Genomic DNA, 23,564 nt, shown 5'->3' on the forward strand with positions numbered 1-23,564 from the left:
AATACCGCGTCGCGCTGACACCGTCGCTCACTCGTCGGCGCTCACTCGTTGGCCGCCCGCGGCCGGTCACCGTCCTCGTACTGGTCGAACAGCGGCGTGCGGCCCCGCTCGCGGGAGCGCCGGGCCGACGCCGCGCGCCGCGCGTCGCTGCGCTCGCCGCCCTCCGCCCGTCCCGGGTCCCCGTCCGGCGCGTCCTCCGCGTCGTCCCCGGCGTCGTGGTCGGGTGCCGCGTCCGCCGCTTCCTGCTCCGGCGCGACCGAGCTGGAGCGGGCGGAGCTCCAGGTGTCCGGCGCCCCGAGGTCCACGTCGGAGGTGGCCCGCGGCGCGACCGGCGCGGTCACGTACGTCGGCAGTGGCACCGGCACCGGGTCCCAGCTGTCCCCGTGGCCCGGCCGCCGCTGGCGTTCGCGCTGCTGGTCGACCCACTCGGCGTGGTCGGTCTGCTCGACGAGCGCCCTGCGGTCCGCGGCGAGCGCCACCAGGCCCGGGTCGGTCTCGGCCTCGGGACCCTGGTGCGGCTCCTCTGCGCCGGCGTCGAGGCCGGGGTCGACGGAAGCGGAGGCGTGTGCGGCCGGGGCGGACGCCCGCCGGCGCGGCTGCCGCTCGCGCAGCCGCTGGGCCGCGACCTCGGCCTGCCGGCGGTCCATCTGGTAGGCGAAGCGGCGGCGCTCCTGGGAGCGCAGGTAGGCGATGTATCCGCTGAGCAGGACCGCGGGCACGCCGGGCGCCCACAGGAACGCGAGTCCGCCGACGCCGCGACGATCGCGCCCAGGGTGAAGGCGAGGAAGAGGACGACGGTGGTCCGCCTGCGGCGCGCGAGGACCTTCATGCGCCGGGCGCGCGCGGCGGCCGCCTGCGCCTGCGCGGAAGCGGCGGCGGAGGCCGCCGGCGCGGAGGGCGCGCGCCGCGCGTCCGGCACACGCTGATACGCCGGTACGGCGTCGGACTCCTGCTCAGCCCGGGACGCCTGCTCAGCCCTGGACTCCTGCTCCGCCCTGGTCGCCTGCTCTGCCCTGGTCGCCTGCTCGCGGGCTGCCGCCCTGGCGGACTGCTCGCGGGATTCACAGGCGTCCCGGGCATCGCGGGCGTCCAGGGCCGCCTGGGCATCGCGGGCCGCCTGGGCGACCTGTTCGCGGGTCGGCTCCGGGCGGGCTTGCTCGCGTTCCTGGACCGGCGCCCTGACCTGCGGACGGGCCGGAGGCATGGCGAAGGCCCGGACGTCCACCGAGTCGGTGGCGCCGTCCGGCACGTCGGCGTCGGGCTCCTCCCCCTCCTCGGCGGAGCGCGCCCGCAGGTCCTTGGCGTACCGGCGCTCCATACCCGCCCGTCCGGACAGAAGCCGGATGGCGGTGCTGAAGCGCTCGGTCGGACGGGCCTCGTTCAGCTCGTCCTGCCTACGGAGCCACATCGGCACCAAGTAGGCGGCCCAGGCCCCGACGATGACTGCGTAGATGAGGCCGCTGCTGCTCACGCCTCACACGGTAGAGGGGTTTGCGTGACGCCATCCGCCAATTGAGCCGGTGTGTCGCACGATCCGGCTGATATTTCGAGCTTTTTTTGTGATCGATCCGATCAACAGGCCGCTGGAGCGGTGAATTCAACGCCTCGGACGGTCATCACTCGATCAGTTTCGAACACTTATTCAATTTCCGGGCGTTGCGGGATTCCCGCGGGTGTTCTGCGGGTCACGGGGCGCACTCCGGGGACGGTTGCGCCGCCAGCGGCTCAGCAGGCCCTCCGGCACCTCCTCGGCCGTGAGCGCGAACACGAGATGGTCGCGCCAGGCTCCGTCGATGTGGAGATAACGCGGCCGCAGCCCCTCCTCACGGAATCCGAGTTTCTCCACGACCCGGCGGCTGGGCCCGTTCTCGGGCCGAATGCAGACCTCGATGCGGTGCAGTCCGACCGCACGGAAACAGTGGTCCGTGACCATCGCCAAGGCCGTCGGCATCACCCCGCGGCCGGCCACCGACTCGTCCACCCAGTAGCCGACGTGCCCCGAGCACATGGACCCCCAGGTGATCCCGGCGACCGTCAACTGCCCGACCAGGCGCCCCTGGTACTCGATGACGAACGGCAGCATCCGGCCCGCGTTCGCCTCGGACCGCAGATGGCGGACCATCTGCCGGTACGTCGGCCGGTGCGTGATCGGTCCGCTGGGCGCGGGCGGCGGGATGGTCGCCTCCCAGGGGCGCAGCCAGTCCCGGTTGCGCCGGTTGACCTCGCGCCAGGCCCGCTGGTCGCGCAGCTTTATCGGCCGCAGGACGATGTCGCCCTCCGTCAGTTCGACGGGCCATGACGGGCTGTTCAGCTCGCACCCCCATGACTGGCACCGGGTCTGGTGTGGTCACCACCGCGGAGCTGGTCCACGGCGTGCGCCAGCAGGGGCTCCAGGACGGCCAGCCCGTCCCTGACCCCGCCGGTGGAACCGGGCAGGTTGATGATCAACGTGCGCCGCGCCACTCCGGCCACGCCCCGCGAGAGCACCGCCGTCGGCACCTTGTCGCGGCCGTACGCCCTGATGGCCTCCGCGATGCCGGGCACCTCGTGGTCGATCACCGCGCGGGTCGCCTCGGGTGTGCGGTCGGTGGGCGAGATGCCGGTGCCTCCGGTGGTGACGACCACGTCGTACCCGGCCGCCACGGCGGCGCGCAGGGCGGCCTCCACCGGGTCTCCGTCCGGCACGACCCGCGGACCGTCGACGGTGAAGCCGAAGCCCGTGAGGCCGTCGACGATCAGCGGACCGCCCCGGTCCTCGTAGACCCCGGCCGAGGCCCGGTTGGAGGCCGTCACGACCAGCGCGCGGTACGGACCGGCGCTCACGTCCGGCTCCAGTCGCCCGACTTGCCGCCCGTCTTCTCCTCGACCCGGACGTCGTGATGACCGCTCCCTTGTCGACCGCCTTGACCATGTCGATCACGGTGAGCGCGGCGACGGAGACCGCGGTGAGGGCCTCCATCTCGACGCCCGTGCGATCCGTCGTCCGCACCGTGGCGGTGATCTCCACGGCGTCGTCCGCGACCGACAGGTCCAGTTTCACACCGGAGACCGCCAGGGGGTGACACAGCGGGATGAGATCGGGCGTGCGCTTGGCGCCCATGATGCCCGCGATCCGGGCGGTGGCCAGCGCGTCCCCCTTGGGGACCCCCTCGCCGCGCAGCAGCTCGACCACACGGGGCGAGACGAGGACCCGCCCGCTGGCCCGCGCCGTCCGCGCCGTCACGTCCTTGCCGGACACGTCGACCATGCGGGCGGCGCCGGCCTCGTCGATGTGCGTCAGTCGGTCCTGCACAGGGGGTCCGGGGGTCTTCCCCCGGGAAGGCACAGTCATGGTGGTGTGGCGCTCCCGGTCCGGGCGTGTTGTGCGCGACACGGTACCCCCATGCGCGGGCCCGCTGCGGACCAGGACCGGCTTGCGGACCGCGCACGCGTGTGCGGTCAGCCGAGCAGCACGACCTCGACCTCGGTCCCCGGCTCGACGGACTCCACGTCCTCGGGGACGACGATCAGCGAGTCGGCGTGCGCGAGGGCCGCGACCAGGTGCGAGCCGGCCCCGCCGACCGGGCGCACGGTGCCCTCGGCGCAGGTCGCGCGCAGGAACTGCCTGCGTCCCCGCGGCGAGGTCAGCGCCTTGTCCGTGACGAGCTTCGCGCGCGTGGTGGGCCGGTGGACGTCCTCGAGCCCCATGAGGGCGCGGATCGCGGGCCGCACGAACAGCTCGAAGGAGACGTACGACGACACCGGGTTGCCGGGCAGGGCGAGCAGCGGGGTGTGGTCGGGGCCGATGGAGCCGAAGCCCTGGGGCTTGCCGGGCTGCATGGCGAGCTTGCGGAAGTCGATGCCGCTGCCCGGCTCGTCCTCGTCCCCGACGTGCGACAGCGCTTCCTTGACGACGTCGTACGCCCCGACGCTCACGCCGCCGGTGGTGACCACGAGGTCCGCGCGGACCAGCTGGTCGTCGATGGTGGACCGGAGGGTCTCGGCGTCGTCGGCGACCGCGCCGACCCGGTAGGCGATGGCTCCGGCGTCGCGGGCGGCGGCGGTGAGGGCGAAGCTGTTGGAGTCGTAGATCTGGCCGCTGCGCAGTTCCTCGCCGGGCTGGACGAGTTCGCTGCCCGTGGACAGGACGACCACGCGCGGGCGCGGGCGTACGCGCGCGGTGCCGCGTCCGATGGCGGCGAGCAGGGCGATCTGCGGTGGGCCGAGGACGGTGCCGGCCTCCAGGGCGCGGTCGCCGGCCCGCACGTCGCTGCCCTTCGCGCGCACGTGCGCGCGCGCGTCGGCGGAGCGGTACACGCGGACCTGGCCCGAGGACTGTTCGGGGGCGAGGCTGCGGGCGCGCATCCCGTGGACCGGGCCCTCGCCGAGGCCCCCGTCCGTCCACTCCACGGGCACGACGGCCTCGGCGCCGGGCGGCAGCGGGGCCCCGGTCATGATCCGGGCGGCCTGGCCCGGCCCGACGTGCAGGAGGTCCGCCTGACCCGCGGCGACGTCCCCGACGACCTCCAGGGCGGCCGGGTACTCCTCGCTCGCGCCCGCGACATCCGCGACCCGTACCGCGTACCCGTCCATCGAGCTGTTGTCGAAGGGCGGCAGCGAGACCGGCACCATGACGTCCTCGACCAGGACGCAGCCCTGGGCATCGGGCAGTTGCAGCTCGATGGGTTCCAGGGGGCGGACGGCGGCGAGGATGTCCTCCAGGTGCTCGTCCACCGACCACAGACGGTCCTGGCCGGTGGTGCGGGGCGCGGCGGTGCTCAAGACTGTTGCATCTCCTCGGTGACGTAACGGCGAAGCCAGGACCGGAAGTCCGGTCCCAGGTCTTCACGTTCGCACGCGAGTCTGACAATGGCACGCAGATAGTCGCCGCGGTCGCCTGTGTCATAGCGGCGGCCCTTGAAGACGACGCCGTGCACGGGGCCGCCGGCCTTCTCGTCCTGCGCGAGCTGCTGGAGGGCATCGGTGAGCTGGATCTCGCCGCCGCGGCCGGGCTCGGTCCGGCGCAGTATGTCGAAGATGCCGGGGTCGAGGACGTAGCGCCCGATGATCGCGTAGTTGGACGGGGCGTCCGCCGGGTCCGGCTTCTCCACCAGGCCGGTCACCTTGACGACGTCGCCGTCGTCGTGCTCTCCACGGCCGCGCAGCCGTAGAGGTGGATCTGCGCGGGGGCGACCTCCATGAGCGCGACGACGCTGCCGCCGTGCTGCTCCCGGACCTCGATCATCCGCTGGAGCAGCGGGTCGCGGGGGTCGATCAGGTCGTCGCCGAGCAGGACGGCGAAGGGCTCCTGCCCGACGTGGGGGGCCGCGCACAGCACCGCGTGTCCGAGTCCCTTGGGGTCGCCCTGTCGCACGTAGTGCATGGTCGCCAGATCGCTGGACTGCTGGACCTTCTCCAGGCGGGCTGCGTCGCCCTTCTTCTGAAGTGCCGACTCCAGTTCGTAGTTGCGGTCGAAGTGGTCCTCGAGCGGGCGCTTGTTGCGTCCGGTGATCATGAGGACGTCGTCGAGACCGGCGGAGACGGCCTCCTCGACCACGTACTGGATCGCGGGCTTGTCCACGACCGGCAGCATCTCCTTGGGAGTGGCCTTGGTCGCCGGCAGGAACCGGGTGCCGAGGCCGGCTGCGGGGATGACAGCCTTGCTGATCCTGGGGTGCGACTGAGTCATGTCGGGAACCTTATCCGGTGGCTTTGTGAGGAATCTGTAGCTCCGGTTAATTAATGATCATATGAGCGTATGGGAATCGCGTGGGAGCCACACATGAGCCACACCGAAGGCGGAGCAGAGTCTGACAAACGTATGTTGCGGCGAGAGTTCATCACGGTGAGGAACAGGTTGACGACGGATGACCTGCGAGAAGCCGCCACCTCGCTCGCCGAGCGCGCCCTGGGACTCCCGGAGTTGGCGCGCGCCCGGACCGTGGCGGCGTACGTCTCCGTCGGCAGCGAGCCGGGCACGCTCGCGCTGCTGGACGCGCTGCTGGCGCGGGGCGTGCGCGTCCTGCTCCCCGCGCTGCTGCCGGACAACGACCTCGACTGGGGCGCGTACGCCGGCGAGGGCTCACTCGCGCGCGTCCAACATGGCGGGAAAATGGCCCTGTTCGAGCCCGCGGGCGAGCGGCTGGGGCCGGACGCCGTGACGGACGCCGACGTGGTGCTGCTGCCGGGCCTCGCCGTCGACGCGCGCGGCATGCGCCTCGGCCGCGGCGGCGGATCGTACGACCGGGTGCTGGCGCGGCTGGAACGCGCGGGCGCGCATCCCTCGCTGGTGGTGCTGCTGTACGACGGCGAGGTCGTCGGACACGTCCCCGAGGAGCCGCACGACCGGCCGGTGCACGCCGTCGTCACGCCGTCGGGCGTGCGCCGCTTCACCGCCTGACGGCAGGGCGGCCGCAAGGGCGACAGGGGACGGAAGGGGCCCTCCACGCGCGCGTGGAGGGCCCCTTCGAACTGTTCAGCTGAGCGGCTGTGCGGCTGTGCGGCTGCGGTGTTCAGCCGTTCACGGTTTCAGCACCAGGGTGTCGCTCGTGCTGTCGTCGACCGCCTTCTTGTTGAACGACCAGTCGAGCAGCTCGCCCTTGACCCACTTGTCCGTCTGGTCGGTGTAGTGGGCGCTGAAGGCGTGCCCGGAGGCGCCGGTGAGGTTGATCCACTTCGACTTGTCGAGATCGTCGAGGTTGACCACCATGCGCATCGACGGCACCCACACGACGTCGTAGCCGCCCGCGGCGTTCCAGCCGGTCGCGTTGACCGCCGCCTCGCCGCCCCCGAGCTTCCACGGGCCGCGGTTGAGGATGTTCTGGAGGATGCCGGGGCCGCTCGTGCCCAGGGTCTGGTTCTTCAGGAACAGGCGGTGCAGCCGGCCCCAGCTCCAGGTGTCGATGTCCTTGCCGAGCTTGGCGGTCAGCTCCCAGCGGGCGTCGATCATGGCGCGCTCGAACAGCCGGTCGCGGTCCTTGTCGGCGCCGGGGCGGGTGCCCGCCTCGGGCGTCGTCCACCAGTCGCTGTCCTGCTTCTCCATGAGGTTGCGCACGACCTCGAACCAGCGGTCGCCGCCGTCCGGCTGCGCCTGGTCGCCGTCGCGCTGACCGCATTCGCGGACCTTGTTCTTGTCGTCGACCGGACCCGTGGTGTCGATCGGGTCGACCCACAGGCACTGGCCCTCGACCCGCAGTTCCTTGGGCAGTTTGTGGCCGAAGGCCAGCTTGAGGATGTTGCGCCAGACCGCGTTGAAGTAGGCGGCCGCGGCCGAGTCGGCGTCCTGGGTGCGGTCCCAGCCCTGGAGCAGTTCCTGCGCCTCACGGACGTCCGGGTCGTCCAGGTTGATCTTCAGCAGCGTGGGCACCAGCATGTTGGCGATCTCACTGCTGTTGTCCAGCTGCATCTGGCGCATGTCGTCGGTGGAGACCTTGCCGCCGCCCTTGATCTTCCCCTTGATCAGGTCGGTGATCCGCTGGCTGCGGGTGCCGTAGCCCCAGTCCGTGGTGAGCGTGTAGGGGTACTCGTCCGGGTCGACCACGGCCTGGTTGGCGGTGACGATGTAGCCGCGCTCCGGGTCGTACTCGTAGGGCAGCTCGTCGAAGTCGATGAAACCGGTCCACTTGTTCTTCGACTCCCAGCCCAGGGTCGGGACCCTGCCGTCGAGGCCCTTCGCGCGCGTGGGGATCTTGCCGGGCAGCTGGTAGCCGATGTGGTTCTCGGTGTCGGCGTAGACCAGGTTCTGCGAGGGCACGTCGAAGTCCTCGGCCGCCTTGCGGAAGTCGTCCCAGTCGGCCGCCCGGTCCATGGCGAACACGGCGTCCATGGAGTTGCCGGGCTCCAGCGCGGTCCACTTCAGGGCGACCGCGTAGCCGTCCCCGCGGTCGGGGGCGTCGTCGTCGACGGTGGCCTTCTTGCCGACCTTGACCAGTTCGTCGTCGCGGTCGGACAGCAGGGGCATCCCGTCCTCGGTCTGGCGGACGACGATCTTCTTCGCCGTGCCGCCCGCGACCTTGATGGTCTCCTCGCGCGTGACGAAGGGCTTGACCTTGCCGTCGTAGAGGTAGCCGTCGCCGGAGAGCTTCTCCAGGTAGAGGTCCGTGACGTCGACGCCGGAGTTGGTCATGCCCCAGGAGATGTCCGCGTTGTGGCCGATGATCACGCCGGGCATGCCCGCGAAGGTGTAGCCGGAGACGTCGTACTGGCACTTCGCGGAGACCTTGCGGCAGTGCAGGCCCATCTGGTACCAGACGGACGGCAGCGAGGCCGACAGGTGCGGGTCGTTGGCCAGCAGCGGCTTGCCGGTGATGGTGTGCTCGCCGCCGACGACCCAGGAGTTCGAGCCGATGCCGTTGCCGTTCACGCCGACCGCCGCGGGCAGGTCGTCCAGGACGTCGTAGAGGCCCGCGAGCTGGCTCTCCAGGGCCGAACCGGACGTGTCGGAGGAGGTGCCCGAACCGCCCGTCGTACCGTCCGTGGAGGAGCCGTCCGAGGACGAGCCGTCCGTCGAGGAGCCGTCCGAGGAGTCACTCTCGGACGCGTCGCCGGAGCCGCTGGAACCGTCGGAACCGCCCTGCTCGAACGTCTCGGTCAGCTCGTCGTACTGACCCTCCAAGACGATCGGCTTGTTGCGGTCGTACGGGTACTGCGGGTACAGGTCGGCGATCTGGTGCGGGCCGAGGCGGCTGGTCAGCAGGGCGCGGTCGATCTCGTCCTGCATGTTGCCGCGCAGGTCCCAGGCCATCGCCTTCAGCCAGGAGACCGAGTCGACGGGCGTCCACTCGGCGGGCCGGTAGTCGTTGGTGAACCCGAGGGCCGCGTACTCCAGCGAGATGTCCTCGCCGTCCTTGCCCTGGAGGTAGGCGTTGACGCCCTTGGCGTACGCCTGGAGGTACTTCTTCGTGGAGGACGACAGTTCCTTGTCGTACTCCTCCTCGGCGACGCGGTCCCAGCCGAGGGTGCGCAGGAACTCGTCGTTGTCGACCTGGCTCTTGCCGAACATCTCCGACAGGCGCCCGGACGTCATGTGACGGCGCACGTCCATCTCGTAGAACCGGTCCTGCGCCTGGACGAAGCCCTGCGCCATGAACAGGTCCTCGTCGGAGGAGGCGTAGATCTGCGGGATGCCGTAGCCGTCCCGCTGCACGTCCACCGGCCCGGACAGGCCGTCGAGCGTGATCGAACCCTTGGTCTGCGGGAAGGAGGCGCGGACGGTACTGATGGACCAGTAGCCGCCGTACGCGATGCCTCCGATGATGGCCAGCACCAGGACGAGCACGAAAAGTCGGGCTTTGCGCCCCTTCTTCCTGCCGGACTTGGCGGGCTTGTCGCCCGTTGAGGCGGTGGTGTTGGGGGGCATCGCTGTCCTTGCTGTCCTAACGCGAGCGGCAGGTCGGGCTATGACTATGAATGAACGCTGGAGCAACCATAGGCGCAGGGGTCCGGGCCACTTGACGCGGAGTCGGCAACCAGCGCGTAGGGATGTTCGATCTTCCACCGGCGAGCGTCAAGAAATCGTCAAGAGTTAGGTAAGGTAACGAAGTAATTGGGTCGGGGCGCCACAGCTTCGTGTCCGATGTACATGCGCCCCGCGTGCGAGTCACGCACGCCAGCGAAGGGAACCGCCGCTGACTGTCCACCACCTCAACCAGCTCCTGCTCGTCTGCTCGCTCGTCCTGCTCGTCGCCGTCGCAGCAGTCCGGATCTCCTCGCGCAGCGGGCTCCCCAGCCTGCTCGTCTATCTGGGCATCGGCGTCCTCATGGGCCAGGACGGCATCGGCAACATCCACTTCGACAACGCCGAAATGACCCAGGTCATCGGGTACGCGGCCCTGGTCGTGATCCTGGCCGAGGGCGGCCTCGGCACGAAGTGGAAGGAGATCAGACCCGCCCTGCCCGCCTCCTCGGTGCTGGCGCTGGTCGGGGTCGCCGTGAGCGTCGGCGTCACCGCCACGGCCGCCCACCTCCTGGTCGGGCTGGAATGGCGGCAGGCGCTCATCATCGGCGCGGTGGTGTCGTCCACGGACGCGGCGGCGGTCTTCTCCGTCCTGCGCAAGATCCCGCTCCCCTCCCGCGTGACGGGCACCCTCGAGGCGGAGTCCGGCTTCAACGACGCCCCGGTCGTCATCCTGGTCGTCTCCTTCTCCACCGTCGGCCCGTCGAGCACTGGTACGTGCTGCTGGGCGAGATAGCGCTGGAACTGGTCATCGGGGCCGCCATCGGCATCGCGGTCGGCCTGCTGGGCGCGTGGGGGCTGCGGCACGTGGCCCTGCCCGCCTCCGGCCTCTACCCGATCGCCGTCATGGCGATCGCGGTCACGGCGTACGCGGCGGGCGCGCTGGCACACGGCAGCGGCTTCCTCGCCGTGTACCTCGCGTCCATGGTCATGGGCAACGCCAAACTCCCGCACTGGCCCGCCACCCGCGGCTTCGCCGACGGACTCGGCTGGATCGCCCAGATCGGCATGTTCGTCCTGCTCGGCCTGCTGGTGACCCCGCACGAACTGGGCGACGACGTGCTGCCGGCGCTCATCATCGGCCTGGTGCTGACCATGGTGGCGCGCCCGCTGAGCGTCGTGCTCTGCCTGACCCCGTTCCGGGTGCCGTGGCAGGAGCAGACGCTCATGTCCTGGGCCGGCCTGCGCGGCGCGGTCCCCATCATCCTGGCGACGATCCCCATGGTGAGCGGCATCGAGGGCAGCCGCCGGATCTTCAACATCGTCTTCGTCCTGGTCGTCGTCTACACCCTGATCCAGGGGCCGACGCTGCCCTGGCTGGCCCGCAAGCTGCGCCTCGGCAAGGACGCCGAGGCCGACGACCTCGGCATCGAGTCGGCGCCGCTGGAGCGGCTGCGCGGGCATCTGCTGTCGGTGGGCATCCCCGAGGGCTCCAAGATGCACGGCGTCGAGGTCAACGAGCTGCGGCTGCCCGCCGGGGCCGCCGTCACCCTCGTCGTGCGCGAGGGCACCTCCTTCGTGCCGCTGCCGACGACGGTGCTGCGGCGCGGCGACGAACTCCTCGTCGTCGCCACCGACCCCGTCCGGGACGCGGCCGAGCGGCGGCTGCGCGCCGTCGGGCACGGCGGCAAGCTGGCCGACTGGCTGGGCACGGACGGCGCGGACACGCGTTGATGGTGCGCGCGAACAACGCAGGGGTCGAGGGCGCGCGAAGAGTGCGTGTGAAGAGTGCGCGTGAGAGTGCGCGTGATGAGCACACGCGTCGAGTGCGCGTGATGAGCACACGCGTCGAGCACACGCGTCGAGCACACGCGTCGAGTGCGCGCGTCGAGTGCGCGCGTCGAGTGCACGCGTCGAGTGCACGCGTTAAGCGCACGTTTCGCGGTGTTCACACCTGCGTCATTCGGAGGCGGCCCCGTCCATGGTGCTCACTTTCACAGGTACGGCGTGCGGTGGTCCCTGTACGATGAAGGCACACCTTGATCGAACCAACTCTGCCTGACGCAGAGCTGGCGCGACCGTATGGCGGCCGGAACACCTCCCGTGTGGGCACCGGTATCTACCGCAGTGCGCGCAAGAGGACAGCTCTCGGCGCCGCCCGTACACACGAGGGGCCGCGCTACCAGGCGGCAGAAAGGCACGGGCCGTGGCATCCACGGTCACCTCCGAGCCGTCGAAGGACTCGCCGGCGTCGCCCCGCCCGGGGTACGGACAGCTGCTGCGCACCCGCGGCGCCTGGACGTTCCTGCTGCCCGGCTTCGCCGCGCGCCAGCCGTTCGCCATGCTCACCATCTCCATCGTGCTGCTCGTGCAGCACACCACCGGCTCCTACGGCGTCGCGGGCGCCGTCGCGGCCGTCACCGGCGTCTCCATGGCGCTGTGCGCGCCGTACACCGGCCGTCTCGCCGACCGCTACGGCCAGCGCGCGGTACTGGTCCCCGGCGTCCTGGTGCACTCGCTCTCCGGGCTGGTCCTGACGGCGCTCGCGCTGGGCCACGCCCCGCTGTGGGCGCTGTTCGTGGCGGCCGTGCCCACCGGCGCCTCGGTCCCGCAGGTCGGCCCGATGGTGCGGGCCCGCTGGGGCGTGAGGCTGAAGGGCTCGCCCCTGATGACCACGGCGGCCGCCTTCGAATCCGTCACGGACGAGCTGACCTTCGTGGTCGGCCCGTTGCTGGCGACCGCCCTGTGCACCGCCGTGAACCCGGCCGCCGGCCTGGTGACGGAGGCCTCGCTGACCCTGATCGGCGGTCTGCTGTTCGCCGCGCAGAAGGGCACCCAGCCCTCGGTCGCCGTCGACGGGCACGCGCGCGTGGAGCACGCCTCCGCCCTGGGCATCCCCGGTGTGCGCGTGCTGATCGTGGCCTTCCTCGGCATTGGTTCGGTCTTCGGCGGTATGCAGGTCTCGCTGGCCGCGTTCACCGAGTCGATCGGCGAGCCCGGTCTGAACGGCGTCCTGTACGGCACCTTCGCCGCCGGCAACATGCTCTCCGGCCTGGTCTGCGGCGCCGTCGCCTGGAAGTCGGCGCCCCAGCAGCGGCTGGTCGTCGGGTACGCGGCACTGGCCCTGACGGCGTCCGGCCTGTGGGCGGCCCACTCCGTGCTGCTGCTGGCGGGCCTCGGCCTGCTGGTCGGCATGTGCATCGCGCCCGCGCTGATCACCGGCTACACGCTGGTCGAGGGCCTGGTCCCGGCGGGCGCGCGCACCGAGGCGTTCACCTGGCTCACCGGCGCCGTGGCGCTCGGCCAGGCGGCGGCGGTCACCGCCGCCGGTCAGCTGGAGGACCGCTTCTGGGACGGCGCCGGTTTCCTGGTGCCGCTGGCCGGTACGGTCCTGGCCCTGGGGACCCTGCTGGCGCTGCGTTCGCGGCTGGTGGCGCGGCCTCGGGGCCGTACTGTCGCACGTGGCGTCGGTCACCGCTTGCCGGTCGCAGTGGACTGATCCCGGGGAATGCGTCAGTATGGACCGTCGTTAGCACTCATTGAGTGAGAGTGCCAGGAGGAAGACAGTGCCGACCTACCAGTACCAGTGCACCGAGTGCGGCGAGGGCCTCGAGGCGGTGCAGAAGTTCACCGACGATGCGCTCACCGAGTGCCCCAACTGCGGTGGCCGCCTCAAGAAGGTGTTCTCCGCCGTCGGCATCGTCTTCAAGGGTTCCGGCTTCTACCGGAACGACAGCCGCGGCTCCTCGACGAGCAGCTCGCCGGCCACGTCGCCGTCGAAGTCGCCGGCGGCCTCGGGCACGCCTTCGTCGTCTTCGTCGTCCGCCTCGGACTCGAAGCCGTCCAGCTCCGGAACCTCCGCGGGCAGCTCCGCCGCCTAGCAGGCTTCCCTCCGGGACCCCCGCCGTCGTACGACGGTGGGGTCCTCGGTGTTTCTCCGGCGCCGGTGGGCAGTCCGGGAGCCGCCGAAATCCCGGAGCCGGATCGGGTGCGTGAGCGGCGCCCGCTACTGTGCTGGTCATGGCGAACGCAGAGATCGGTGTAATCGGCGGCTCGGGCTTCTACTCGTTCCTGGACGACGTGACCGAGATCCAGGTGGACACCCCGTACGGGTCGCCCAGCGACTCCCTCTTCCTCGGTGACATCGGCGGCCGGCGGGTCGCCTTCCTGCCCCGGCACGGTCGCGGCCACCATCTGCCGCCCCACCGGATCAACTACCGGGCCAACCTCTGGGCGCTGCGCTCGGTCGGCGTGCGCCAGGTGCTCGGCCCGTGCGCGGTGGGCGGTCTTCGTCCCGAGCACGGCCCGGGCACGCTTCTGGTGCCGGATCAGCTGGTCGACCGGACGAAGTCGCGGCCGGGGACGTACTTCGACGGGCTGCCGCTGCCGGACGGCTCGGTGCCCAACGTGGTGCACGTGTCCCTGGCCGACCCCTACTGCCCCAGCGGACGCTCGGTCGCGCTGAAGGCAGCGCGCGGGCGGGAGTGGGAGCCGGTGGACGGCGGGACGCTCGTCGTGATCGAGGGGCCGCGGTTCTCCACCCGTGCCGAATCGTTGTGGCACCAGGCACAGGGCTGGTCGGTGGTGGGCATGACGGGCCATCCCGAGGCGGCCCTCGCCCGTGAACTCGAACTGTGTTACACGTCGTTGGCCCTGGTCACCGACCTGGACGCGGGTGCCGAGACCGGTGAGGGCGTCTCCCACGAGGAGGTGCTGCGGGTGTTCGCGGCGAACGTGGACCGGATGCGTGGTGTCCTGTTCGACGCGGTGTCCGCGCTTCCGACGACGGGGGAGCGGGACTGTCTGTGCGTGAACGCGCTGGGTGGGCTGAACCCGGGGTTCGACCTGCCGTAGGCGCAGGCGGGACACCGAAGACGGAAGACATCGTTGAACGGAAATCATCGCTCGGGTGAGGGAGTTGTCCACAATCCGGCGGTGGTCCACCGGTTCCGGCGGGCGGCGGCGCGAGGGCTCATCGTGGATGGGCAGGCCCGTCCTCGTCGCTGGTGGTGATCCCGTTGTCCTTTCGTCCCTCCTCTCCCCTCGCCCCCGCCTTCCCGGCCCTTCTCTCTCTTCCCGTGTCTCCGCCTCTCCCCGTCCCTCCCTCCTGCGAGGTCCCGCAGTTCGCTCCGGTACGCGTCCGGGGCGGGCCGCGCCTGCTGCACCGGCTGGTGCGGAACCGGAGGCGGGCTCTCGCGGTGGGTCTCGCGCTCACGGCGGCCGCGCTCGTGGCGGCGGGTCCGCGGGACGGGGATCCGCCTCGCGGACAACCGGGCGAGGGCCCGCATGCCCGCGCGCGGTCATCGGCGCGCGCCCCCGCCGACGGTCCTCGCACCGCCGGGCGGGTGAGGGCGGCGGTGCGGATCACCGACGCCGCGACCGTCCGGCTGCTGCGCCCCGGTGACCGGGTCGACGTCATCGCCGTCGCTCCCGCCGAGCGGGCCGCGGGACCGGACGGCGCGGCCCAGGTGGTCGCTCGCGGTGCCCTCGTGACGAAGGTGCCGGAGACGGCGGCCGGCCCGGTCGGCGTCGGCGAAGAGGGCGAAGAGGGCACTGCCTGGGGCGATGTGGACAGCGGAGACGGCGGCGCGTTGGTCGTGCTGTCCGTGCCCCGGTCCACCGCGACCCGCCTCGCGGGCGCGAGCGCCACGGCCCGGCTGGCGGTGACCCAGTGGTGAGTCCCGTCGCGCACCCTCTGTCCGCTTTGGCGCCAAGCCCCCCTTTCGAGCTACCGAATTGGACACGCCCGCCTCGGGGTGACGTAGGTTGCGGAGCTGTTTGTTCCACAACCTGTACATGTGAGGAGTGTCACCGAGGTGAGCGAAAAGGCGAGCGTCCTGCAAGGCTTCAAAGCCTTCCTGATGCGCGGGAACGTCGTCGATCTGGCAGTCGCGGTGGTGATCGGCGCGGCCTTCACCAACATCGTCAACTCGGTGGTCAAAGGGGTCATCAATCCGCTGATCGGGGCCATCGGGACGAAGAACCTGGACAGTTACCACTCCTGCATCAAGGGACCCTGCACCGGTTCGGGCGACGCCGCCACGGGTGTCCGGATCCTGTGGGGCTCCGTGCTCGGCGCGACGCTGACCTTCGTGATCACGGCGGCCGTCGTCTACTTCCTGATGGTCCTGCCGATGTCGAAGTACCTGGCGAAGATGGAGGCCCGCAGGAAGGCCAAGGAGGGCACGCAGGAGGTCCTGGAGATCACCGAGCTGGAGGTGCTCAAGGAGATCCGCGACGCCCTGGTCGCCCAGCGCGGCTCCGGGCACGGCGAGCGGTAGCGACAGCAGTAGCGGCAGCGGTGGCCGTTGTCGTGGTGGCCGTCCTGTGCGGGGCCCTGTCGGCGGTCGTCCGCCGGGTCCGCCGGGTTCAGATGTGGTGGGGCGGCTTCTCGTCGAGGAAGCGCTTGAGGTCGGCCGCGCTGTCGCCGCCGGCTCCTGGCCGCTCGCCCCACCCGTGGTCCGTGTCGTCCGAGGACTGCCGGTCCAGCGGGTCGTCGAAGATCAGCGCGGCCTTCGGCTCGCGCGGCTCGGGGGCGGCGGGGGTGCTCATGCCTCCAGCGTACGGCCCCGGGTGCGGGCGACGGGGCGAGCCGGGGCACCGGCCTGGGCGCCCCTCGACCGCCGACCGGACCCCGACCTCCCGGACCCGTCGGCGCCCTCCTGAGGTGCCCCTTCGCGCGCGCCCCGCCCTGTCACCCGCCCATGCGCTCCTCGGCAAGAGTTTCCCAGGGTTATCTGCTGTGCTGGGACCCATGACGACCAGTCCCCCTCCGCCGCCTTCCTCCGCCTCTCCCTCCCCGGGCGCACCGACGCACGCCCAGCCGCTGCGCAGGCTCACCGCGCGCGGACGGGGTGAGGCCCACCGTGCCGCCTCCCCGCTGGAGCTGTTCTTCGACCTGTGTTTCGTCGTGGCCATCGCCCAGGCGGGCATGCAGCTGGTGCACGCCGTGGCGGAGTCCCACGCGGGGGAGGGAATCCTCGACTACGCGATGGTCTTCTTCGCCATCTGGTGGGCCTGGATGAACTTCACCTGGTTCGCCTCGGCGTACGACAACGACGACGTCCTCTACCGGGTCGTCACCCTCATACAGATCGCCGGGGTCCTGGTCCTCGCCGCCGGGGTGTCGCGGGCGTTCGAGGACCACGACTTCCTGGCCGTCGTGCTGGGCTACGTGATCATGCGGCTCGCCATGACCGCGCAGTGGCTGCGCGTCGCGAGGTCGAGCGAGGGCCCGGAGAGAACGATGGCGCTGCGGTACGCCGGTGGCGTGGCGCTCTGCCAGGTCGGCTGGCTGGGGCTGCTGTTCGTGCCCGATGGAGGCAAGCCCTGGCTGTTCCTGGTGATGGCGCTGCTGGAGATGTGCGTTCCCGTCCTCGCGGAGAAGGACCACCCGACCTCCTGGCACCCGCACCACATCGCCGAGCGTTACGGCCTGTTCACGATCATCGTGCTCGGCGAGACGATCGCCGCGGCCACGATCGCCGTGAAGGTCGGCATCGACGAGAACGACGCGCTCGACGAACTGCTCCCGATCGCCGCGGGCGGGCTGCTGATCATCTTCTCCGCGTGGTGGATCTACTTCGTGGTGCCCATCCACGGCCGGCTGCGCTCCAGCAAGGAGGCCTTCCAGTGGGGCTACGGCCACTACGTCGTCTTCGCCTCGGCCGCCGCGATCGGCGCGGGCCTGGAGGTGGCCGTCGAGCAGGCGGTCGGCAAGGCGCACCTGACGACGCTCACCGCTTCGGCGGCGGTGACACTGCCGACGGCGCTGTATCTACTGACCGTCTGGGCGCTGCACTCCCGCCACTTCAAGGTGGGCCTCGCCCAGCAGTCCGTGCTTCCGGTCACCGCCCTGCTGGTGATCTGCTGCACCTTCCTCGGTGACTGGGCGGTCCTCGCGGCGGGCCTGGTGTCGGCGCTGGCAGTGGCCACCGGGACGACGCTGACGGCACGCATGGTCGCGCGGAAGAAGTCGCAGCACGGTGCGACGGAGGCGGTGTGAGGGCGGCCGTGCGACGGAGGCGGTGTGAGGGCGGCCGTATGACGGAGGCGGTGTGAGGAAGGGTGCGACAGCCGCCCCGCCGGACGGGGGGCGGGCCAGACTGGGGCCATGACAGTTGACGCTCTGACAGTCGGTGCTCTGACGGATGTCTCGGGGATGCGGGTGGGGCATGCCTCTCGTACCGGTGACGGGTGGCTGACCGGCACCACGGTCGCCTCGCGCCGGAGGGCGGGGCGGTGGCCGCCGTGGATGTGCGCGGCGGTGGCCCCGGTACCAAGGAGACCGACGCCCTCGACCCGCGCAATGTGGTGCAGCGTGTGGACGCGGTCGTGCTGACCGGCGGCAGCGCCTACGGACTCGACGCGGCGTCCGGGGTGATGGCCTGGCTGGAGGAGCGTGGCCGCGGGGTGCCGGTCGGCGCGGACCCCGCGCACGTCGTGCCGGTGGTGCCCGCCGCGTGCGTCTTCGACCTGGGACGGGGCGGCGACTTCCGGGCCCGTCCGGACGCCGCGTTCGGCCGGGCCGCGGTGGAGGCCGCCGCGGCGAGCGCACCCGGCGCCCGGGTGCCGGAGGGGTGTGTGGGCGCCGGGACGGGCGCCGCGGTCGGAGCGATGAAGGGCGGGATCGGTACCGCCGCCATCGTGCTCGACTCAGGCATCACGGTGGCCGCGCTGGTGGTGGCCAACGCGGCGGGCTCGGTCATGGACCCGGAAACGGGCGTGCTGTACGGGGAGTTGTTCCAGGGCCGGGTGGAGTATCCGGAGGAGCGGGTGCACGAGGCCGCCCTGCGGCGCCTGGCGGACAGTGCCGCGGCGAGCGCGCCCCCGCCGCTGAACACGACCCTCGCGGTGGTCGCCACCGACGCGGACCTGACGAAGGCGCAGGCGCAGAAGCTGGCGGGCACGGCGCACGACGGCATCGCCCGTGCCGTACGGCCGGTGCATCTGCTGCACGACGGGGACACGGTGTTCGCACTGGCGACGGGTGCGCGTCCGCTCGGCACCGGCCCTGTCGGCAGCGCGCACCCACTCGCCCTGAACGACGTTCTCGCGGCGGGCGCGGACATGGTGACACGGGCGATCGTGCGGGCGGTACGGGCCGCGGAGCCGGTGACGGAGGCCGGCGGGACCTGGCCGTCGTACGAGGAGCTGTACGGGGGCCGGTAGGCAAGTCGCGTCAGGAGGCGGGTCATTGTCCCGGTTCTGTCACGCGATGGGTTCAGCGGCGGACGGCGGGAACCCCAGCGGCCGTGGTGGTCCTCTTCTCCCACGTACTGGAGCGGATCACGCACAACACACGAAGCTGGAGCAGCCCGTGACAACGCCGAACAAAACAGCGCGGCGCGCACTGGGGGCCTGTGCCGCCCTGGTGGTCGGCGCCCTCACCCTGACCGCCTGCGGTGGCAGCGCCAACGCCGAGGACAAGAACAACAAGGGCGGTGGGGAATCCGCCGGGACGAGGACCGCGAAGATCGTCATCTCGGCCGAGGACGGTTCGACAGGCGCGTCGATCAACAGCACGGGCGTGAAGGTGAGCGACGGCCGGCTGGCCACCGTGAAGATGACGGTGGCGGGGACGCAGCAGGTCGTGGCGGGCTCGCTGGCGGCGGACGGCAGCAGCTGGAAGCCGAAGGAGCAGCTGGAGCGCGGGACGAAGTACGAGATATCGGCGACCGCGAAGGGCGCGGACGGCCGGACGGTGGCGGCCGACTCGGTCTTCACGACGGTGTCCCCGGCGAACAGCTTCATCGGGACGTACACGCCGGACAACGGCACGACGGTCGGTGTCGGGATGCCGGTGTCGTTCACCTTCGACAAGGCCATCGAAGACAAGAAGGCCGTCCAGTCGCACATCACTGTCTCCTCCAGCAGCGGGCAGAAGGTGGTCGGGCACTGGTTCGGGTCGCAGCGGCTCGACTTCCGGCCCGAGGAGTACTGGAAGGCCGGCTCCAAGGTCACGATGAAGATCGACCTGGACGGCGTGCAGGGCGCCAACGGCGTCCACGGCGTGCAGAGGAAGACGGTCACCTTCACCATCGGGCGCTCGCAGGTCTCCACGGTCGACGTCGGCACCCAGACCATGTCGGTGGTGCGGGACGGGACCACCCTGAAGTCCGTCCCGATCTCCTCGGGCAGCGCCCAGCACACGACGTACAACGGCCAGATGGTGATCACGGAGAAGTTCACGCAGACGCGGATGAACAGCCGGACGGTCGGGCTGGGCGGCGAGTACGACATCCCGGACGTGCCGCACGCGATGCGGCTGACGCAGTCCGGGACCTTCATCCACGGCAACTACTGGTACAACAGGGGCAATCCGCCCTTCGGTCGGGAGGGCACCAGCCACGGCTGCGTCGGCCTCGCGGACGCGCGGGGCGCCCAGGGCGACACCCCCGCCAAGTGGTTCTACGACAACTCGCTCGTCGGTGACGTCGTGATCGTCAAGAACTCCCCCGACAAGACGGTCGCCCCGGACAACGGCCTCAACGGGTGGAACCTGGCGTGGAGTGAATGGATCGCGGGGAGCGCGACCTGACCCGTCCGAGCGCCGCCCGTTCCGGCGGGCAGGGCCTCTGACCGGCGGTTCCTGACGGATCATCGGGCCGCGCGGGAACTTCTCGCGCGGCTTCCGCGTTTTCCCCGCGTACGTTTTCTCGGTTCCCGGACATGATGTCCGACCGAGGGGCTACGGTATGCACCCACAAGGTGACATGCAGCAACGCCGGGAGAAACCTTGAGCGTTCCGTACGAGACGGCAGCGCACGAAGCAGCCGAGTCGCCCGAGACTCCGGAGGAGCACCTCGCGCGGCTTCTCGGTCGCGCCCTGAACTCGTTCGAGTTGCCCGACGAATGTGTGAGACGGCTCGACTGTGCGCTGGCGCACGACAGCTCGCTGCACTCCGCGCATCACAGCGCGGGCCTGCATCGGGAGACGTACCGGCACACCTGGCTGCTGTCGGACGGGTCCGCGCTCACCCTGTGGGAGCTGGTCCACAACCCCACCCCGGGCAGCGAGCCGCAGCACGAGGTGTACGTCGACGAGGAGGAGCTGCGGGCCGCCACGGCCCGGCTGCCCCTTCCGGCGGACGCGCCGGACTTCGAACTGCCGGTGCTGGTCCAGCTGGCGCCGATCCCCGCCCCGCGCCATGTGTACGTGCCGGACGACTCGGCGGACCACGCGCGTCGGCTGCTGCGCCGGGCGGAGAACGCGGACCGGCCGGACGCCGACACCGCCGCGCTGCTGGCGTCCGCCTTCGCGCACCAGATCACCCAGGCGTTCGGCCGGCCCTGCCGTGCGGGGCGCATCGGTCTGGGCTACGCGCTGTACGAGCACGCGTTCCTGCTCCGCGACGGCCAGGAGGTCTCCCTGTGGGAGGTCGAGCACACGGCCACCCCCGACGGGCGGCACATGTGCGAGGTGTACCCCACCGAGGAGGCGGCCCGCGAGGCGATGGAGCGGCGGGCGGCCCAGGTCTCCTGAGCCGGGCTCACCCCTGGCGCCCTGGCCGGGGCGTCCGGCGCGGATTCAGCGGTCGCCGTTGAGCCCGCGTACGAGATGCTCGAAGGCGGCCCGCTCCGCGGCGGTCAGTTCGACGGCTTCCTGGTGCGGGCCGGTCCGATGCTGCGGCGGGAGGGCGGGGAGGGTCGGTGGCCGGCCCGGGCCCGGACGGCGTACGTCCGTCTCCGGGCGCTGCACGTGTGCGTCCCGGCGGCGTACGCCCGTGGTCCGGCGTCGTCCGCGCGGCCCCGGGGGTATCGCGTCATGACCCGGGCGCATGGCGCCCAGGGCCGTACGCCGTGTGCGCTGTGCGCCCGTCCAGGAGCCCCACACGCCGGCGCCCGGACGGGCGCGGCGCAGCAGGGCGGTCACCGCGATCAGCCAGGCGGCTCCCGCCAGGGCGAGAGCGACAGCCGCCGGGCCCGTCGGATGGGGGATCGAGAGGTGCTCAGGCATGTCGAACAGTAGACACCGAAGACAGCACAGTCCGGGACTTTCGCCCCGGACCGTGACGTATCTCGCAGGTGGTGCAGGCCCGCCGAAGGACCCGTGCGCTGCGGCCGGTTACGCCGCCACCGGCTGCTTCCTCTCCGCGGCCGCGGCGGCGCTGCCGTCCTCCGCGCCGGGTGCCGCGGCCCCGACGACCGGCTTGCGCAGGCCCTTGAGGACGACGACCAGGGCGGTCGTGACGCACACCCCGGCCGCGATGGCGACCAGGTAGAGGAACGGGTTGCCGATCAGCGGGACCACGAAGATGCCGCCGTGCGGGGCGCGGAGCGTGGCGCCGAACGCCATCGACAGGGCGCCGGTGACCGCGCCGCCCGCCATCGAGGCCGGGATGACCCGCAGCGGGTCCGCCGCGGCGAACGGGATGGCGCCCTCCGAGATGAAGGAGCGCCCAGGACCCAGGCGGCCTTGCCGTTCTCGCGCTCGGTCGGCGTGAAGAGCTTCTTGCGGAGGGTGGTCGCCAGCGCCATGGCCAGCGGCGGGACCATGCCGGCGGCCATCACGGCGGCCATCACCTTCATCGCGGAGTCGCTGGGATCCGCGACGGCGATACCGGCCGTGGCGAAGGCGTACGCGACCTTGTTGACCGGGCCGCCGAGGTCGAAGCACATCATCAGGCCGAGCAGGACGCCCAGCAGGATGGCGTTGGTGCCGGAGAGGCCGGCGAGCCAGTCCGTCATGCCCTTCTGCGCCTCGGCGATCGGCTTGCCGATCACGACGAACATCAGGAAGCCGACGATCAGCGAGGAGATGAGCGGGATCACGACCACCGGCATGATGCCCCGCAGCACCGGCGGGATCCTGACGCGCTGGATCGCGAGGACCACCGCGCCCGCCAGCAGACCGGCGACCAGGCCGCCGAGGAAGCCGGCGGCGATCTGGGAGGAGATCATTCCGCCGACGAACCCGGGGACGAGACCGGGGCGGTCCGCCATGCCGTACGCGATGTATCCGGCGAGGACCGGGATGAGGAAGCCGAAGGCGACCCCGCCGATCTGGAACAGCAGGGCGCCCCAGCTGTCGACCTGGGTCCAGGAGAAGTGCTCCATGACCGAGGGCGCCTTGTTGATCTCCCAGCCGCCGATCGCGAATCCGAGGGCGATCAGCAGACCGCCCGCGGCGACGAACGGGACCATGTAACTGACGCCGGTCATCAGCCACTTGCGGAGCTTGGTGCCGTAGTTGTCACCGGACTCACCGGCCCGCTCGACCGGCGTACCGCCCTTGGCGCCCGCCGTGACCTCGCCGCGCTCGGCCTTGCCGCGCACGTCGGCGATGAGTTCGGCGGGCTTGTTGATGCCGGCCTTCACGCCGACGTCGACCGTCGGCTTTCCGGCGAAGCGGTCCCTGTCGCGTACGGGCACGTCGTGGGCGAAGATCACGCCGTCCGCCGCCGCGATCACCGCCGGGTCGAGCCGGGTGAAACCGGCCGAGCCCTGTGTCTCGACGACGAGTTCGACGCCCGCCTCGCGGCCCGCGTTCTCCAGCGACTCGGCCGCCATGTAGGTGTGGGCGATGCCGGTGGGGCAGGAGGTGACGGCGACGATGCGGAAGGGGGGCGCGTCGGGCGTGGTGGCGGGGGTGGCCGTTGTGACGTCGGCGGAGGCCGCCGCCGACGTCACAACGGTGTCCTGGGGAGCGCTCGCGCTCTTCGCGGGGGCCTCGTCCGGCTCCTCCCCGCGGATCAGCGCCGCCGCGGCCGCCGCGTCTCCCGCCGACCGCAACGCGTCGGTGAACTCGGCGTTCATCAGCTGCCGGGCGAGGGAGGACAGGATCGTCAGGTGGGCGTCGTCCGCTCCGGCCGGGGCGGCGATCAGGAAGATCAGGTCGGCCGGACCGTCCGGCGCGCCGAAGTCGATGCCGGCCGCACTGCGCCCGAAGGCGAGCGTCGGCTCGGTGACATGGGCGCTGCGGCAGTGCGGGATGCCGATGCCGCCGTCGAGGCCGGTGGGCATCTGGGCCTCACGGGCGGCCACGTCGGCGAGGAAACCCTCCAGGTCGGTCACCCGGCCCAGGACCACCATGCGCTCGGCGAGGGACCGCGCCGCTGCTTCCTTGGTGCTGACGGACAGGTCGAGGTCGACCAGTTCCGCGGTGATCATCTCGCTCATCGCGGCTCCTTCGCTCGCGTATCGCCCGGGGGGTGTGCTGGGCGCAAAAGGGGACGGGGGTGCGGTGGGG

General features: G+C 71.4%; 17 protein-coding genes and 5 pseudogenes. 11 read left to right on the forward strand and 11 right to left on the reverse strand.

What is annotated here, in order from left to right; genetic code table 11:
* Positions 1-41 precede the first annotated feature (41 nt).
* The 6 genes and pseudogenes from sepX to galU all read right to left on the reverse strand — a co-directional run bounded on the left by sepX (position 42) and on the right by galU (position 5,668).
* A pseudogene (sepX, locus tag BM536_RS14835) lies at positions 42-1,471 on the reverse strand (divisome protein SepX/GlpR).
* Positions 1,472-1,642: 171 nt separating this feature from the next.
* The gene (locus tag BM536_RS14840) at positions 1,643-2,311 is read right to left on the reverse strand and encodes a GNAT family N-acetyltransferase (protein WP_073496004.1); all 669 of its coding nucleotides are present in this window, start codon (positions 2,309-2,311) and stop codon (positions 1,643-1,645) included.
* Positions 2,308-2,823, reverse strand: a complete 516-nt coding sequence (locus BM536_RS14845; protein ID WP_094103020.1) for a MogA/MoaB family molybdenum cofactor biosynthesis protein — start codon at positions 2,821-2,823, stop codon at positions 2,308-2,310. The genes BM536_RS14840 and BM536_RS14845 overlap by 4 nt, the downstream gene beginning before the upstream one ends.
* Positions 2,820-3,331, reverse strand: a pseudogene (gene moaC / locus BM536_RS14850) (cyclic pyranopterin monophosphate synthase MoaC). Before moaC ends, BM536_RS14845 begins: the two are co-directional and overlap by 4 nt.
* 107 nt (positions 3,332-3,438) lie before the next feature.
* Positions 3,439-4,761 carry a molybdotransferase-like divisome protein Glp gene (glp, locus tag BM536_RS14855; RefSeq protein WP_073496002.1) on the reverse strand — a complete coding sequence of 441 codons (1,323 nt, stop codon included), beginning with the start codon at positions 4,759-4,761 and terminating at the stop codon, positions 3,439-3,441.
* Positions 4,758-5,668 (reverse strand): annotated as a pseudogene (galU, locus tag BM536_RS14860) (UTP--glucose-1-phosphate uridylyltransferase GalU). Before galU ends, glp begins: the two are co-directional and overlap by 4 nt.
* A gap of 93 nt (positions 5,669-5,761) precedes the next feature.
* Here galU and BM536_RS14865 point away from each other — a divergent pair.
* Positions 5,762-6,379 (forward strand): 5-formyltetrahydrofolate cyclo-ligase, encoded by a 618-nt coding sequence (locus BM536_RS14865; RefSeq protein ID WP_094103021.1) that lies wholly within the window; start codon positions 5,762-5,764, stop codon positions 6,377-6,379.
* A gap of 120 nt (positions 6,380-6,499) precedes the next feature.
* On the opposite strand, the gene BM536_RS14870 is transcribed toward BM536_RS14865, so the two are convergent.
* A complete protein-coding gene (locus BM536_RS14870) occupies positions 6,500-9,337 on the reverse strand; it encodes a penicillin acylase family protein (protein ID WP_073495999.1) in 2,838 nt (945 codons plus the stop codon).
* A 268-nt stretch (positions 9,338-9,605) separates the two neighbouring features.
* Here BM536_RS14870 and BM536_RS14875 point away from each other — a divergent pair.
* The 6 genes and pseudogenes from BM536_RS14875 (at position 9,606) to mscL (ending at position 15,654) form a co-directional block, all read left to right on the forward strand.
* Positions 9,606-11,107, forward strand: a pseudogene (locus BM536_RS14875) (potassium/proton antiporter).
* A gap of 472 nt (positions 11,108-11,579) precedes the next feature.
* Positions 11,580-12,872 carry an MFS transporter gene (locus BM536_RS14880; RefSeq protein WP_073495995.1) on the forward strand — a complete coding sequence of 431 codons (1,293 nt, stop codon included), beginning with the start codon at positions 11,580-11,582 and terminating at the stop codon, positions 12,870-12,872.
* A 67-nt stretch (positions 12,873-12,939) separates the two neighbouring features.
* Positions 12,940-13,254 carry an FmdB family zinc ribbon protein gene (locus BM536_RS14885; protein ID WP_073495993.1) on the forward strand — a complete coding sequence of 105 codons (315 nt, stop codon included), beginning with the start codon at positions 12,940-12,942 and terminating at the stop codon, positions 13,252-13,254.
* Positions 13,255-13,393: 139 nt separating this feature from the next.
* Positions 13,394-14,227, forward strand: coding sequence for an S-methyl-5'-thioadenosine phosphorylase (locus tag BM536_RS14890; RefSeq protein WP_073496007.1), 834 nt, complete (start codon positions 13,394-13,396; stop codon positions 14,225-14,227).
* 164 nt (positions 14,228-14,391) lie between these two features.
* Positions 14,392-15,051, forward strand: coding sequence for an RcpC/CpaB family pilus assembly protein (locus BM536_RS14895; RefSeq protein ID WP_094103129.1), 660 nt, complete (start codon positions 14,392-14,394; stop codon positions 15,049-15,051).
* Positions 15,052-15,189: 138 nt separating this feature from the next.
* Positions 15,190-15,654, forward strand: a complete 465-nt coding sequence (gene mscL / locus BM536_RS14900) for a large conductance mechanosensitive channel protein MscL (protein ID WP_073496005.1) — start codon at positions 15,190-15,192, stop codon at positions 15,652-15,654.
* An 88-nt stretch (positions 15,655-15,742) separates the two neighbouring features.
* On the opposite strand, the gene BM536_RS14905 is transcribed toward mscL, so the two are convergent.
* Positions 15,743-15,925 carry a hypothetical protein gene (locus BM536_RS14905; protein ID WP_073495991.1) on the reverse strand — a complete coding sequence of 61 codons (183 nt, stop codon included), beginning with the start codon at positions 15,923-15,925 and terminating at the stop codon, positions 15,743-15,745.
* A 202-nt stretch (positions 15,926-16,127) separates the two neighbouring features.
* Between BM536_RS14905 and BM536_RS14910 the strand changes: the two genes are divergently transcribed.
* From BM536_RS14910 to BM536_RS14925, 4 genes and pseudogenes are all read left to right on the forward strand, one after another.
* The gene (locus BM536_RS14910) at positions 16,128-17,378 is read left to right on the forward strand and encodes a low temperature requirement protein A (protein ID WP_073495989.1); all 1,251 of its coding nucleotides are present in this window, start codon (positions 16,128-16,130) and stop codon (positions 17,376-17,378) included.
* Positions 17,379-17,534: 156 nt separating this feature from the next.
* A pseudogene (locus BM536_RS14915) lies at positions 17,535-18,544 on the forward strand (P1 family peptidase).
* A gap of 148 nt (positions 18,545-18,692) precedes the next feature.
* Positions 18,693-19,913 (forward strand): L,D-transpeptidase, encoded by a 1,221-nt coding sequence (locus BM536_RS14920; protein WP_073495987.1) that lies wholly within the window; start codon positions 18,693-18,695, stop codon positions 19,911-19,913.
* A 198-nt stretch (positions 19,914-20,111) separates the two neighbouring features.
* On the forward strand, positions 20,112-20,858 hold the full coding sequence (locus tag BM536_RS14925; RefSeq protein WP_094103022.1) for a DUF6227 family protein: 747 nt from the start codon (positions 20,112-20,114) through the stop codon (positions 20,856-20,858).
* 45 nt (positions 20,859-20,903) lie between these two features.
* Here the strand turns inward: BM536_RS14925 and BM536_RS14930 are convergent, their stop codons facing one another.
* The 3 genes from BM536_RS14930 to BM536_RS14935 form a co-directional block, all read right to left on the reverse strand.
* A complete protein-coding gene (locus BM536_RS14930) occupies positions 20,904-21,332 on the reverse strand; it encodes a hypothetical protein (RefSeq protein ID WP_094103023.1) in 429 nt (142 codons plus the stop codon).
* Positions 21,333-21,440: 108 nt separating this feature from the next.
* Positions 21,441-21,671: a hypothetical protein gene (locus BM536_RS44825; RefSeq protein WP_425444634.1), complete on the reverse strand. Its 231-nt coding sequence runs from the start codon at positions 21,669-21,671 to the stop codon at positions 21,441-21,443.
* Positions 21,614-23,494, reverse strand: a complete 1,881-nt coding sequence (locus BM536_RS14935; protein ID WP_425444635.1) for a PTS fructose transporter subunit IIABC — start codon at positions 23,492-23,494, stop codon at positions 21,614-21,616. Before BM536_RS14935 ends, BM536_RS44825 begins: the two co-directional genes overlap by 58 nt.
* Between the last annotated feature and the right edge of the window lie 70 nt (positions 23,495-23,564).

The sequence above is a fragment of the Streptomyces phaeoluteigriseus genome, from assembly GCF_001896135.2.
In the GTDB taxonomy this organism is placed as follows: domain Bacteria; phylum Actinomycetota; class Actinomycetes; order Streptomycetales; family Streptomycetaceae; genus Streptomyces; species Streptomyces phaeoluteigriseus.